Source organism: Acinetobacter sp. GG23 (assembly GCF_057766365.1).
In genome coordinates this window covers 401,142-416,379 of sequence record NZ_JBYMDJ010000003.1, presented here as the reverse complement: position 1 = coordinate 416,379, position 15,238 = coordinate 401,142, and the positions used below count along the sequence as shown (strand labels likewise).

The following is a 15,238-nucleotide window of genomic DNA, read 5'->3' as shown; positions in this document are numbered from 1 at the left end:
CGTTTATGTCGGGTTTATATTGAAGTGGATTAAAACTAATCTATACCAAATTTTAAATGATATATCAGAACATGGAGCTGCTAAATAAACCCATTTTTATTGGTATCTGCTATGCCTGATAATGCATCAATCACAGTATATGTAAATAGGCTATGTCCTCAAAACTCTTTGTTTAAAGCATAACGACCTGCGGTTATTATCACGCCTGATTTACAGGCTTTAATGTTATAAACTAATTGCAAGACATTTTCAAAGTCAGGGCAATGAGATTCATGTACGTATGGCGGTATTAAATAAATTTTTCAGATTTAGGCAGATCTCACACTCACGTTGTCACTTAAATTTGAGGATTTTAGGGTAGCTTTAATGTTTAGATCTTTGTGCAATAAAGCCGTGAAAATCTGATTATTGAGTGTCTAAATATCATGAGCGACACTGCTTGTCGCTAAACAATATAATCCATATTCTAAAATTTGTTAAAGCTGACTACTTTATATTTTTCATCCTAAAAAATAGTAGATGCTTATGCAATTACCCTCTCCTCCCCCTCAAAAAATCGACTTTAGTGCTGATGGCTTCTCTAAGTATTTATCCCTAGCCTTTAAACTGAGTACATTTCTAGGTGGCCTATGCTTTGTTCTCTATTGTCAGCGCTTGAATTATTTTCCTTCTGGCGTGACTGTTGGTGACAGCCTATTATTTATTATCTTTGCTGCCAGTTTTGGACTAGTTTATGGCTTTATCAATCTGGGACTACTTTCATTTGGCGTCTGTGGGGTGTACTGGCTCAAGCTTTTATTTAAACCAGCTCATGGATTGCTAAAAAAATATAGATCACCTCAAAATCGTGCTAGAACTCATGAACTAATCCTATTTGTTAAACCAGAGCCTATTCACTATCTTTTGGCTCTGATCGGTATTGTGTTCATCTCCCTCATGTATTGTCTAGATCATTCCGCATTCACATTACTTAACCTACTAGCAACTATTCTTTTTCAATCTATGCTCTGGGGTCTCTACAATGACAAACGGTTAAGAGTGAGTCGCATTCTATTGCCTTCAAGCAATGAACTTTCTATGGCACAACAGGAAGACCATAACAGAAAAATGCGTTGGCTATTTTTAGGGTTGATTGCACTGATGCCACTGTTTTTTAGTGGTGTAGCTGGCCGTATTTTAGATGGTGGAATGAAGTTTGCTCATCTAAGTGCAGGGCCTTCCTATGTACTGGTTAAACCGCCGTATGATCAAGCCATACCTGTAGCTTATCTGGATCAAAAACCGACCTTTACTGAATCTGGATATAAATCTTTCAAAAATATTGATGTGATGCTCACGGGAATCGGTCAGAAAACCGTGATTCAATTTATTCCCAAACAAGGGGCTAAGCCTCAACCACTTGCGATTCCAAATGACCACATCATGGTGTTTCCAAACCTAGCACAATAAAAATAATAGATTCACTTAAAACCAAGGCATCCATCGATGCCTTTTTCTTGACTATCAAGCTGATCAACTAAAAAAGCCACAACCTCTTACCGTACAACTTACCGCATAAACTTATTTTCTCAATGCAACTTCATTACCTATTAGTTGCATATATTGATCAAGATCCTCCATCATTTGTGCCTGATGTGCCAATATTTCACTTTGTTGCCACTGATTATTTTTAAAGATTTCCTCTAATTTTAAAGAAGCACCTATGTGCTTATCCTCAAATTTTGCTTTTTTAGTACGAAATCCTGCGTTACTCATTGCTGAATTCATACTTCTAGTAACTAAGGCTAAATTGCCAAAATCATGTAACACTGCGTCAGGAATGCGCTCTTCAACTCTCTCTGGATTTTGTGGAGTCACATGCTCAACTGAATTCTTAGAAGTTATCCTAAAGTTGTCAACAAGCCTATTATTCGTTCTTTTAAGTTTAAGATATAAAACATACTCTAATTTATAAAACCAATAGTGCGGATATTGAGTTCCATTTTCATATTGTTGTCCCAAACTTTCTTTAGGGTCAATCAAATCCGCCTCGTGCCATAAATTTTCTAAAAATTTATGTGTTCGCTTTATAAGTGGTTCATCAGCATGGCTGCACAACAAATGATTATCAAGGTGCTGTAAATATAGTTCTGCATCATCTGAATGATTTTCCAACAAAAATTTAAGTAAAGGTGTTAACCAGTACTGTGTTGACATTTGCTGAGAGTGATAAAGCATACTTTGTAATAATGCAAAATCTGGGGAAGCATCAGAAGTTTCGCGTTGTAAATAGCATGCATCTTGCTTCTTATTATAATTAATACGCATACGACGAATCGCATGGTATTTTTCTTCCTCAACCAATATCCATTTAATGACATGCTTATCAAACTGGTATCTTACATCCCAAAGCAATTCAAAGAATTGCTTTATATCAGCTTCATTCGGCTTTCCATCAAGCCAATACTCTTTGAATATAAGCAACAAATCTTTATCAGAAATTTTTGCGATATCTTGCTGTAGAGCCATTTTACTTTGCTGCAAGTAAATTCTTAAGACATGTTGTAATAGCATTGAAAATGTGATGATACTAGTGATTCGATCAGGTAAAACTGAATTTAGATCTTCATCAAGATCATTTTCCGACCTAGCAATAGGTTCGATTTTATTCAAGATATCTTCAAGCGTCATGCTTGCACCAACCTTATCCAACTGCATTTTTTTGAGTTCATCTAGTACAGCTTTTGCATTAGATAACTGCTCTCTTTCACCATTCTTAAAATCTAATTTTTTTTGGTAAAGAACAACAGTTTCAAGTTTGGTCGTTGTTTTTAAATGTTGCTCAACATAACCATTCATATTACTACAAGCATCCCACAATAAAGCATATGCTTCGCGTTCCTGAGAATTTATATTCTCTAACAACTTTGCTTTTAATATCTCATGGTGTTGTAACTGTACACCTCGGTTGTTGATAACTTCGAACAACTTATTTAAGTCTGTGTGATCAGGTACTGTTGTTAGAATCAGTTGTACTTTGGTCAGAATAAACTCAGAAAGTGCCCTTTTGTCCAATGCTTTTTTCTTATCAATATAATTAGCAAAATAAGCACGAATTTCTTGTAAAGCATCTTCCAACTGCATCGCTTCAGGCAAACTAGCTGGTAACCCTTCACATACCTTTTCAAAGAATTTAGTTACTTGTGGTCGAATTGAAAAACTAATACGGGGATGTTCACCATATTTTGTATCCACTCTTGTATAAGCAGCCAGATGTTCCTGTAATACCACACTAATCAGCCATAAAGTGGTGAATCGCTGTTGACCATCAATCAAGTCGAAATATTTTATATTTTCAAATCCATTAGCAACCCTTTCAATAACTAAAGTACCACCTAAATAGAACTCATTTTTATCCTCAAGCCATGCTGTAACAATATCATCCAATAGAGTACATATTTGTTCTTTACCCCAAACATAAAGGCGCTGATAAATTGGAATATTAAAAAAATATTGTTGGTCAATAACGTCCTCCAAGGTGATTAAGCTAGATTGAAACTCAGACATTAATAGCTCCTTTAAGCCTTAGATCGATTTTTTTTTTGGGTTTAGATAACTGACTTTCTACAGAGCACTCAATACACTCTGCCGTTTTCTTATCCAAGCTTGCAATCTTGTAATACTCAGCAAGCGCAGCAACATAACGCTCCTGCACACGTTGGTTACTTTGGATTTCCTTCCACCAGCCTTCTTTTAAACTGTAAGTCTTACTGACATCCACTTGTTTTAGAAAATCAATAACTTCATCACATTCATAAGCATAGCCAATAACATCAAGCAAATTACGCGTTGAATCTCTTAAAAACTTAATTGGAGTCTCTCGTCTGATATCTGATTGAGATAAACGAATTTCACCAAGCCGATGATCAAGCCATAAAGTAAAACGCAATAACCCTTCACTCCCTAGACGATCAAAATAAACCAGTAAACATAAACGGAATAAGGTTTGTAAATAATGTGAAAGAGTTGTTATTACATCTTTGTAAAATTTCTGCACAGCCTGAATTTCAGGATCTATGCCCGGTTTGTAGAATAGCAAGTTAAGCATCGCTGCATATTTTTCGGCATATAAGAAAAAGCCTACTCCTCGGCTAATAGGTTGGCGCAGTGCGAATGGTAAATAGGCAGGTTTAACTCCTACTTGTCGACTAGAAGGGGTTAAGTAAAAGTCATTGTTATGCGTAAGGCTAAGGGTCTGTCCCCACTGGTTTTCAGCAACTGGATATAGTATTACTTCGCCCAGTTTTGTATTTTTAGTACGTTTTCCAAAATGAGTAAGCATTTCATCTTTGCTTTTCAGCTCAACAATTTGACTGCCTATCCAGTTTCGCGCTCTCCATAAATAATAGTGGAAAAATTCAGGGGCGAAATCATGATTACGGCTGGATTTCCCAAGCTCACCTTGCGACTGTATTTGTTCCCAGCGTGTAGCACAGATACTTTGTAATTGTTCAGCTTGCTGCAAATCATCACCTTGGATGGCCCTCAAATGAAATGCTTTCAATAAGTCCGTACTACCTAAAGGTACACCACGATTATTCTGGGTATCAAAAAAGGTAAAAGCGAGATCTTCCCTCGTAACAGTGATCACAGTAAAACGTAACCGATCAAATAAATGGGTAAACGCATTTCTATCAATATTGTTATCCTTAAACCAGTTTTCCATCACCCATTTCACTTGCTGAATATTGACTATTGAGCGAGATGAGCGGAAGAAAAACTGAATATGTACTGGCAATTTACCGTTTAACAACCAGTACAATACAGCAAGGGAAGTTAAGCGTTGCTGACCGTCAATAACAAACAGACTGCTCTGCTTTTGGTCAACTTTTTGGTGTAACAGCAAGGTGCCCATGTAATAGGCATCCTCATGGGTATTAGGTTGAATAAAGGCACATAAGTCACTTAAAAGCTGAACAACTTTATCCTTGCCCCAGACATAAGCACGCTGATAGTTATCTAGTGCAAGCGGGCAAGTCATATTAGCTAAATTATTAAAGCTCAGTAGCGTTACCGATACATCTTTTTGATCTCGTATCGTTAATTCATTCGAAGCACTTTTAGTTTGTTCAATTACCACATCCACCTCTTTCTACTTCGAGTAATTTTGAGAAATATAGCCTTGTCCTTGCACAAAGTGGCTCTTACAAATATTTTCTTCAATCAGCTGCTTCAGCAATTTTTCTGCCTGAGAATGCCCAATTAAAAACTTACGTTGCAAACTAGATATCGAAACCACACCCATTTCTTCAGTGAATAATTTGGCATGTTCAAAAAGATCATCTGATTGCATAATTTATCCATCACCAATAAATTAAATTCTTGCTCGTACTAAAACCATGCTGACATTGTCATAAGCCTGCTTCAAATGTAATAAGGCTTTCATTTCTAATAACCACGTTCGAAGTTCTATATCTGCTTTTAATGGAGGCCATTCTGTACACTCCATAACATCATGTACGCCATCCGTGCAGACTAGCAGGGCATCATTTTGTGTTAAGAATTCTTCTGCTATTGTAAAGTCCGACACTTCATGCAAAGGATCAGCACAAAAATATTGTAATAATACATCATAGATACTTGCGTAGTTTTCCCCTGTTTTTATTTTGCCATTTTCTCTTAAGTGTTCTAGGTAATTATGATCTCTAGTCAAACAATGCCATTTTTGATCATGCTGACTAAATAGATATACTCTACTATCCCCAAGATGTTGAATCGTCACAAAACCTTGTCTAGCATCGTTATGAATGAGTGCGAGTGTTGAGCTGGCACCAAAACTACCTTTTTGATTTGCCAATTGATCCACAAGATACTGCTGAATAGCTAACGCCTGATATTGTTCAACTTCTCTATTTTGCGTTAAAGCACTTAAAATGGCATAAGCTGCTTGATCTGCTGTTAGACTATTGCTAATGCCATCAGCTACAGCAACACACCACTTGTCTTGTTCAGAATGACAATATAGTTTACTGATTAGTCCATCATGTTGAATAATTTTATTTTCAATCAATATGGCATCTTGTTGATACTTCGATCTAGCCTTCCACGTAAGACCTTGCATTTCAAAAGCATTCATTACACCGATCTCACGCTTTATAATTATTGTATTTCTACCAAAATTAAAAGACATAATCAAGCTTTAAATTAATATAAATTATTGTTTTATATGAGCTTTTTTCATAAAATTTACTTTACGCTTTTTTAATTTCGTTCATGTCTAATTTTATAACAAAAGATGTAACAAATTATTTTTTGAATTACATTGATTATTTGAGCCGATACCTTGGCTTTGGACTCTTTGGTTTATATGGAATATTAAGTTCAATCAAACCAACATTTTATAAAATGATTAAAGTATTTTCGCTGAAATGTCGATAAAAATAAGATTTCTTTCTTTCAGTATTAATTTGTGACAAAGATTTACCATACGACAATCTGTTAGTGCTATTCATCATGTAATTCATCTGGAAGTGCATGAATATAAATCAAACCTTCAAAATTTAAATTCAATCAATACAATTTTACATTGAGCGACTCACATGATTATCAAATGGGCTTTTCCTTTCTTCAGAAAAATAGTGTTAACGAGTAGCAAATAGCTACACATTTTCATACGCCAAATAAATGTTCTTACTTGAATTTTAAAAACCATATAAACAAAAAGATGAAATTGAGATTAAAAGTGGTTCAATATACGTATTACAGAGCCTTTCTGATCATCCTTACATTAAAGAAAATAAAAATATTATTCACAAAATTGGTGTAACTACAGGGAAAGTAAACAAACGTATCACTGAAGCTCTTAAAGATGCTACTTACTTATTAGCTAATGTTGAAGTCGTAGCAACATATTCTATCCCTGGAAATATTGTCCCTCATAAGTTAGAAAAGCTTATTCATAAAGTTTTGCAATCAGCACAACTTGATATTGTTATTGATGATAGATTTGGAAATCCAGTCAAACCCCAAGAATGGTTTTTAGTTCCTTTAAATATAGTTGATCAAATAATATTAAGAATTAAAGACAGCACTTTAGACTTATATAATTATAATCCAGTGACAGGAACATTAGAAAAAATGGGCTTAAATGAATAAGAGAGCATAAGCTCTCTTATTTATCAATTCAAGGCCTGAACCGACTGTTGTAAGTCTTTCTGAAGAACCCGTACATGGGCCAAATCATGGGTTTGTTCAAGTTGCTCTGATTTTGATTCCTCTGTATAAAACTCCTCTAACAAATCCACCTCTTCCTCGGCATTCACTTCAAATCGAGCATTGGCAAAACCCTGCCGTGCCATCTGATCAAGCGCACTCTGGTTAAAACCTACAGCCTTACTTTTCTGATCAATCTCTTTCGCTGTTTGAATCGCCTCCTGTAGGTTGATGCCATCCCTTAAAGTTAGATCGACGTAATACACAGGCGTTCGATAGCTTTGTGTGGTGCTTTTTCCTCTCAATGCAAGTTGCAATGGCAAACAGGAAAGTAAGCCACCCGATGCGGCATGGTAATAACACAACCGTGCTGCCAAAGTGCGAATGCTATTAAAACCCGTGGTTCTAAAGATGAAGGTGCCCAGCTCATCTGACTCATCTAAATTGATATGTAAACGTCCATACGGTTTATAGTTGCCATCCTGGGCCAATGCACATAAATCAGGAGATGGGCATGAATGTTGCTCCACGCCTTGATTGGTCATTCGCTGGCAAGTTTCACCATTGCCGATACACATAGGTCTACCTGCCTGACGATCAAATAAGCTGTACTCAGCTCGAAGATTAAGTTCAGGATCATTAAAGATCATTCGTACTGGAATGATTCTGAGTTTCTGGTTTTGGTTCGGTGCTTTGGCTCGTTGTTCATCAAGCGGATGCTTGACCCATCCCTCTTTGCCTTATAATCTAGTAGCTGAGTTTATTCAGCACTTAAGACTAGAAAAAAGGGATTTCACCTAAAGCTCTGGAATTTGCAATTTTAACGGCTTGTCGGTTTGGTGAGATTTTTGGGGCGAAATGGCAGGAAATTAATTTCAAAAATAAAGTATAGATTATTCCTAAAGAAAGAATGAAAGCTGAAAAGGAACATCGGGTACCGTTATCTCAAGAGGCAATTAGTTTGCTTGAATCAATTCAAGAATATACTCAGCCACAAGGTTTCACCTTCCCTGCACCTCGTAATGGCGCAATGCTTTCTAATATATCTTTAAAAGCTTTAATCAAACGTGTGCATGAACAGAAACTTAAAGAAAATGGCATAGGCTATATTGCCCCGAAACAGAATCGAGTAATTACCACGCATGGTTTCCGCTCTACTTTCCGTGACTGGTCAGCTGATAAAAGAGATTACCCGCGTGAAGTATGTGAGCATGTACTTGCCCATAAATTGCCAGATGAGGTAGAAACCGCTTATTTGCGTGGAGAATACCTCGAAAAGCGTAAGAGTGTAATGACAGATTGGGCTGAGTTTTGTTATGTATAACCAGAATTCAGCAGAAACTCAATACTTCTCCCATTTAAAGTAGAAGTATTGATAGCTTGATTAGATATATTAGTTACGACTTGATCTGATACAGGTTTTGAAAAAGAGAAAGTACCTTGAAGTCTAAAGACAAAGAAAAATTTAACTCGAATATAATCCACCTAACTTATTAAAAATTAATTCGTAATTACTGGTAACCAACGTAAGCTTTCACTCATTGATATTTCAACCCCTAAATTTGCAAGTTCTAAATATTTTTCAGGAATATAAGATAAAATCTTTCCATCAATATATGCAATCCAAAATTCTGGTGGTGGACAATCACATTCATCATAAAAACCATTTGTTTCTTCATACGCTAAACAATCATACATGGAGCTTGAAATATCAAACTCTAAGATTTTTCCTCTAGGGTCAAATATAATATTTTTTCCATTGATTTTATATTGGGAAAAAACAGATCGAATAATCTCACTATAGTTTTCCTCTTCAATAAAATTCTGATTACACATTTTCCATAACATTTCCGATGTAAAATCTATGTCAACAAGATTACACATAACAATTTTACTATCTACAAACATTAATTTATTTTCATCTACCCAAATACCTATAATATCCACTACTTTTCTCCTAATACTTTCTTAAGGATTTCAACTCTTGTTTGAAATACTTTAGAGTTACTTGTTTTAGCTTTATTTCCGCCTATATTTAAAATTTGTTTCTGATAAGCACTAAAAGCTTTTCTGTCTATATCTTTAGGAACACCATTTTTTTGAATATGTGCTAATAACTTTATTGCTCCATCTTCGCCTTTTCCAAATTGTGTCATGTAATCATTTACATAGTTTTGTTTAAACTTAGGTAGTTCTTTCCAACTAGGTGAAATAAATGCTGAAAAAACGGAAGCTCCTGTCCCAAGCGTCATCCAAGATGTTAATATTCCTAAAGCAAGGCCATCTCTTTCTGCAATTTTCTCAACACCCACATAATATTTCTCTTTGTCATATCCTGAATCGATCCACAATGCATCTAACTCTGCCATCACAACTGCTTCATGTGTATTATTGTTCCTAACAGCCATGTCTGCAGACATGGCTGCAACATCAACATCATAACCAGCATATGCAGCAACCACACCTGCAATCAATTTGCTTTGATTAATAATTTTTTCTTTTTCAGCGATAGTCAAAATTTTACTTCCATCATTTAACTGTCCTGCAACAACTTCTCCAACGGCTGCCCCAATCGCTCCAGCCTCACAACTTTTCTGTAATGCTCCAACGACACAACCAGCAACAGCATGCGCAATTTTATGTAGCACATAATTAACATCTTCCAATTGCTTAATATTTTGCGCAAATTCACCCTGTAAGGAACTTGAAATTCCTGCGATTAAAGCTTTCTCTAAAGTATCTGATAAACTTTCACCTTGTATACTATTGCTAATAATATTCGAACCAACCCCTTGGATGAAGTTGTTTGCAAAATTTTCTAATCGTGGCAGATCATTGAATTCAATATTTAAACTCGCTCCAACTTTATCCATTAAGCCTGCTGTTATAACAGCTGTTGCTAGATTTTTTATTGAATCCTTACTCCCTAACTCTTTTAATGTAGCCCCGAGATCTCCCCCATTATTAATAAGCCCAATACTCGCTTGAGTAGCAAGAGAAGTTACGGCGGCATTTGCCATCGCGCCTAATACAGACGGAACAATTGCACCTGCAGCAGTTGTAGTAATTCCGGCAGTACCAAGCATACTTGCACCCAAACCGACCGTTGTACCACCAGCCGCTGCTCCACCGGCTCCCGCTGCACCGGCTGCTGCCGCCGTTCCTGTCCCCATAGTGACGATTGTTACAATAATTACGATAAGTGCTGCACCAGCACCTGTTAATCCTTGTGACTTATAATCCCAATCTTTCTGAGCTAAAATAACAGTATTCCAGTTAACGTCTTTTCTATTTACGAATTCTTTTAAATACGCGTTCCCTGGCTGATTAGCCAGTTTTAAAATCTCATCACGGATAACGATTTTATTTTGATCTTTTTCTGAAATTGGAACTTGAACACTCAAGCCCCCAGCTGCTTTAAATGTGGGTAGAACAGGACCATTGAACTGTGGAAGCTGTGCAGTTTCAGTGATTGAGCCTTTATCCTGCATAGATTGCCAAACAACTGAATTTTTCTCTTTTTTTAAAAGCTCAGTTATAGAAGTCTTTGCGGCAATTAACTCGAGTTTTCCACCCGCCTCAATCGTTGCATCTTTTAGGTATTCAAACTCTGTTCCGACTAAACGCGTATCAAAACCTGATTTAGTTCCGATGTAATCTGCTTTTAGAGTTGCGGGTAGCTCTGTGACTTGCGAACGAGTTGCATTGGTCTTTGAAGTATTATATTTAATCCCTGCAAATGAAGATTTTTTTGTGATATCCACATTACTACTTGATGATTCTTCTACAGTATAGAAATTAAGATTACCGCCTGCTTTAATAGAAATATTTCCACCATCTGCAGTAAATTTCCCAGAATAGATATCTATACTGACATCTTGATTTTGGTCTTTACTTTCAATACTGATATTTTTCCCATAGATATCTACAGAGGCAGCATTTACATCATTATTCTCAGAGACTGTAGTAATATATTTTTTCTTTAACCCACCCCAAGAGCTTTTCTTTTCAGTTATTGTACTTCGATCATAACTTTGTTCAATTGCAGCATCGAACAGTATATTTTTATTTGACTCAATATTAACATCCCCCTCAGATACGATACCAACACCTTGCATAATTAAATTATCATTGGCTGTCGTTCCGATAGTCTTTATATTAACGCCTTTTTCTCCATTAATTACCGTTGGGTTTACCAAAGTTCTCATACTGTAGTTGGCATCATTTTCATTGCCTTTATCGTAGAAGTTAGTATACCCATCTATGATCATACTAGCTGACATTTTCTTAGGATCTATAGCAGTATTAGAATTAGAAGTTAATGTGTATAGATCATCTAGTACTCCACGCGACTCTAAATTTATCTGTCCTGTTTTAGCCGAAATTTCTCCACCACTAATAGATAAACCCTTTGCTGATAAAATATTTATATTACCTGAACCACTTTCAATATTCGATTCTTTATGATCATACCCACTTGAATTAGATGAAAAAAAATTATAGTTCAACAATAGATCATTCAATATTTCTGGACTATTAAGTGGATCTAATAAATAATAAGGATTATCCGAAAGATATAATGACCAAAGGCTAAACAATGCAGTTGGTCTATTAACATCATTATTATAACTATCTTCAAAGTTTTGCTTTATTTTAACTGGATACTTAGAAATAAAATTTTTCAATCTTTCAGCTGTTAATTTTTTATATAAATATGACCACTCCATAAATAATGGATCATTTACATCTGTTACACCTAATAATGTAAACTCAGGATTTCTTTCTTGAATATCTTCCTCAACAATACTAGAAACATTTTTAAGCTCGAATAAGAAATTTTGATAATCACTCTGAAACTGTTGAGAATAATAAGGGGCATTTTCTTCTAACTTTTCCAACCTTTCTTTAGAAAAAACATTAGCAATGGAATCAAAAGTTTTATTAACGAATAAACTCTTAACTCCATCAATCAATAAATCGCCTTCACTTGAAATAATATTAATATCTTTTTTCGCAGCTAGCTGTGCTCCTTGAATCGCAACCTTGGTTCCTTCAAGGCTAATTTCCCCACCTATGGTATTAAACTTAACCACTTGTTCTGATCCATTGCCTTGCGTACCGCCGTAACCTTCAAGTTTTAAAAGCCCATTTTTTGCAATTAATTCAATATCGCCAATTGCAGAAAAGTTCATAATTTTTGGATCAATGGTTAGACCGCTTGTTCCGCTGGTTTGTATACTCAAGTCCCCATTCAAACTATTGAGTTCGATATCATTTTTTAATAAATCACTTCCTGTAGCATTAAAGACGAGCCCAGGTTTAACATATAAATTTTCTGTTTCAAGTAAAACAGCTCCACCTGTAAGTGTGGCATTTTGCATCACTTGATTGCCTGCCGCCGTTAGAGATAAAACTCCTTTTGAAGTTAAACTCACTTTTGCAGTAGGGTCCCATACTGTCGCTGGTGTATAGTCTGCATTTAAATATAAGGTTCGCTTAGAATTCACAGCTAAATGTTGATCTGAATTTGCTATTACATTTTTAAGTGTCAGTATGTCCTTGGAATAAATTTCAGTATTTCCTTTAGAACTAAGCGTACTCTTGTTAACAGTCAGCATTCCTGCTTCACTATTTAAATTTAGCTGATCTACCGTCGATACCAAGGCAGTGTTCTTGATATCGATATTACCTTTCTTCGTTCCTATTGATACTGACTTGGCAGTGAGTTGGTTGGTAAGAACCGTGTCCTGTCCATTATCACCATGAATCACCACATCTGTATTTGAGTCCAGATTTACACCATTTTGTCCCAATATCTGTAAATCACCGTTAGCTGAAGTTAAATCTGCTGAGTTCACTTCTACGCTGCCTTTTTCCGCACTGGCAATCACAATCCCCTGATCTGCATTGATCACACTCTTATCGGTGATTTGCTCATCACGATCCGCATGGGATGCAGCAATAGTTGCTTGTACCGAGTTTAAACTCACATTTTCATGCGCGATAATCGATGCACGGCCTGTCGTTGAATTAACTTTTAGGCTTTGCGCCTGGATACTGCCCTGTAACGAGGCTAAGTTTACATCCGTGACTGCACTTAAAGATGTGCCTTGTGCTAGGGACATGGCATGATGGGTGGTTAAATCAATACCCTGATCGGATTTCACTAGGGTGTTTAAGTTTAAGGTATCTGACTGGGTCACGATGCCATTGGCGGCATAAATTGCAGTACCGGACAACTCTAAGCCCTGTTTTGCTTCAAGTTGTAGTTTTCCTGAAATTTGGGGCAAAGGCTTAGCTTTATTATCCCAAGTCAGGTTTTTGCCACTGTAGACACTAATATTTTTTAAACGTGTAGCATTATTAACCAGGTTAAAACTTAAGTTTTTAAGACTGACATCACCTGCGCCATAGATATTTAAATCTTTACCGGCATAGAGTGTTCCACCATCCACTTGTAGTAGCTGTTCCTCTGCTGCTGACTGGATATTAATCGAGCCGCTAGTGGCCTGTAGTGTGTTTCCTATCAGTTTCAGATTTTTGTTGGCAGTTAAATTTAAATCTTTCGCAGCTATCAGTCTTGCTGTGCTGTTACTCACCAAATTTTCATTGGCATTAATATTGGCAGAACCACGGTTACTACGTAACTCTGAATTTGCTGCCAGATTGATTCCTTTAGCATCGACATATAAGTCGCCATTTGTACTTAGGTTGTTAATTTTGGTGCCAGTGGCTAAGTTTAGATTACCTTGAGCACCAATAATCAGTGCTGCTGAGTTCTGAGTCGTTGCATCATAATTCAGGGTGATATCTTTCGCGTTAAGATTTAAGTCATTACCTGAATCAATATTGATCAAACCATAGCTATTCACCGATCCACTTACATCAATATCTGCATCAGCTCCTGTCCCTGTCGTCGCAACGCTGATCAAGCCATTCTTTTTATCTGAAGTTGAGATCGTTCCGCTATGGACAATTTTACCTGCATTGGTGACCACTATATTATTTACTGCTTGTAGTGTGCCCGCATTACTGACGCCTAAGCCCTTTTCATTTCCCATCAGGTAGATGTTATTGGCATACATGCCGCCAAGGCTTTTAATATCTAAAGATAGAGCAGGCGCTGCAGCAGTTGAGGATTTACTCTCTATACTCTCAAGATTAGCTGATACGGTATTTGCGCCTGTGATGACATTTATCTCATTATTTGCATGCAGCTGTGCATTCAGTTCCACTGCCCGAGCATAAATATCGACATAATCCGCATTATTCGTATTACCGCCCAGACCTAAACTAGAACCTGTATTTGCACTAACAGTCACTTTCCCTTGATCAACAGTGAATTGCTGAAGACTTCCATCTGCATTCAGTTGCGGTTTTCCTGTAGTAAAAATCGCTTTATTGGCATTAATAAAACCGCCACCTTTGATATTAATACCTGATGGGTTGGCAATGATTACATCTGCACGTTGACCTGCAACCTCAAGATTTCCTTCAAAGCGGGTTGCGGCAGTTGAATTGATTTCATTCAAAATGAGGCGTGCTTCACCTTTGGCTAAGAACGGGTTTGCTCCCACACTCCCTACAAGGACTGAACCGGCTCCTGTTCGGCTATTATTCAGCACTACACCATTGCTGAGCACATCCATTTGCTTATAAATATTGTGTGATACGCCATTCACTGGGGTTTGAATGTTCACTACAGGTACATTTTGACCTTGGTTATTTGTCCCTACACCAATCACTGGACGATTAGCTGCATTAGCCGCCGGATCTGCCTGAATCTGAGCATACACTGGCGCCAAAGACATCCACACACTCATGCTGGCCACCAGGCTCTTGACCACCCAATGCTGATGTAAAGCTGTACTATCTTGAGGTTCGTTAGATATAGCTATTTTTGCGCTCTCTCCAGCAGCTTTGGTTTGGCTTTTACTATTTTCCCCTACAGCGATAAACATATTGCGGGCTTTGCTGAAAATAATGCGATAAAAATTCTTGTTCATTGAAAGGACTTCTATTTTTAAATTAAGTTTTTAAAGTGAAA

The 15,238-nt window shown here is 36.7% G+C and carries 8 protein-coding genes and 3 pseudogenes; 4 read left to right on the top strand and 7 right to left on the bottom strand.

What is annotated here, in order from left to right; translation table 11 throughout:
* Positions 1-229 precede the first annotated feature (229 nt).
* Both AC3CAU_RS08070 and AC3CAU_RS08065 read left to right on the top strand, forming a co-directional pair.
* Positions 230-341 (top strand): annotated as a pseudogene (locus AC3CAU_RS08070) (IS5/IS1182 family transposase); the annotation flags it as partial.
* 184 nt (positions 342-525) lie between these two features.
* Positions 526-1,449 (top strand): hypothetical protein, encoded by a 924-nt coding sequence (locus AC3CAU_RS08065; protein WP_447054248.1) that lies wholly within the window; start codon positions 526-528, stop codon positions 1,447-1,449.
* Positions 1,450-1,560: 111 nt separating this feature from the next.
* Here the strand turns inward: AC3CAU_RS08065 and AC3CAU_RS08060 are convergent, their stop codons facing one another.
* Genes AC3CAU_RS08060 through AC3CAU_RS08045 form a run of 4 tightly spaced genes read right to left on the bottom strand, consistent with a single transcriptional unit; the run spans position 1,561 to position 6,115 of the window.
* Positions 1,561-3,546, bottom strand: a complete 1,986-nt coding sequence (locus tag AC3CAU_RS08060; RefSeq protein ID WP_447054247.1) for a DUF262 domain-containing protein — start codon at positions 3,544-3,546, stop codon at positions 1,561-1,563.
* Entirely contained in the window at positions 3,539-5,119 is a 1,581-nt protein-coding gene (locus tag AC3CAU_RS08055; protein WP_447054246.1) for a DUF262 domain-containing protein, read from the bottom strand. The genes AC3CAU_RS08060 and AC3CAU_RS08055 overlap by 8 nt, the downstream gene beginning before the upstream one ends.
* A 12-nt stretch (positions 5,120-5,131) precedes the next feature.
* A complete protein-coding gene (locus tag AC3CAU_RS08050) occupies positions 5,132-5,332 on the bottom strand; it encodes a DNA translocase FtsK (RefSeq protein ID WP_447054245.1) in 201 nt (66 codons plus the stop codon).
* Positions 5,333-5,353: 21 nt separating this feature from the next.
* Positions 5,354-6,115, bottom strand: a complete 762-nt coding sequence (locus AC3CAU_RS08045; protein ID WP_447054370.1) for a PP2C family protein-serine/threonine phosphatase — start codon at positions 6,113-6,115, stop codon at positions 5,354-5,356.
* Positions 6,116-6,708: 593 nt separating this feature from the next.
* Here AC3CAU_RS08045 and AC3CAU_RS08040 point away from each other — a divergent pair.
* Entirely contained in the window at positions 6,709-7,134 is a 426-nt protein-coding gene (locus AC3CAU_RS08040) for a GIY-YIG nuclease family protein (protein ID WP_447054369.1), read from the top strand.
* Between the two features lie 23 nt (positions 7,135-7,157).
* Here the strand turns inward: AC3CAU_RS08040 and AC3CAU_RS08035 are convergent.
* Positions 7,158-7,928 (bottom strand): annotated as a pseudogene (locus tag AC3CAU_RS08035) (recombination directionality factor); the annotation flags it as partial.
* On the opposite strand from AC3CAU_RS08035, the pseudogene AC3CAU_RS08030 reads away from it, so the two are divergent.
* Positions 7,918-8,515: pseudogene (locus AC3CAU_RS08030) on the top strand (tyrosine-type recombinase/integrase); the annotation flags it as partial. The pseudogenes AC3CAU_RS08035 and AC3CAU_RS08030 sit on opposite strands and share 11 nt — an antisense overlap.
* Before the next feature lie 176 nt (positions 8,516-8,691).
* On the opposite strand, the gene AC3CAU_RS08025 reads toward AC3CAU_RS08030, so the two are convergent.
* Complete coding sequence (locus AC3CAU_RS08025) at positions 8,692-9,138, bottom strand: hypothetical protein (RefSeq protein ID WP_447054244.1); 447 nt, start codon at positions 9,136-9,138, stop codon at positions 8,692-8,694.
* Entirely contained in the window at positions 9,138-15,197 is a 6,060-nt protein-coding gene (locus tag AC3CAU_RS08020; RefSeq protein WP_447054243.1) for a two-partner secretion domain-containing protein, read from the bottom strand. Before AC3CAU_RS08020 ends, AC3CAU_RS08025 begins: the two co-directional genes overlap by 1 nt.
* Positions 15,198-15,238: the final 41 nt, after the last annotated feature.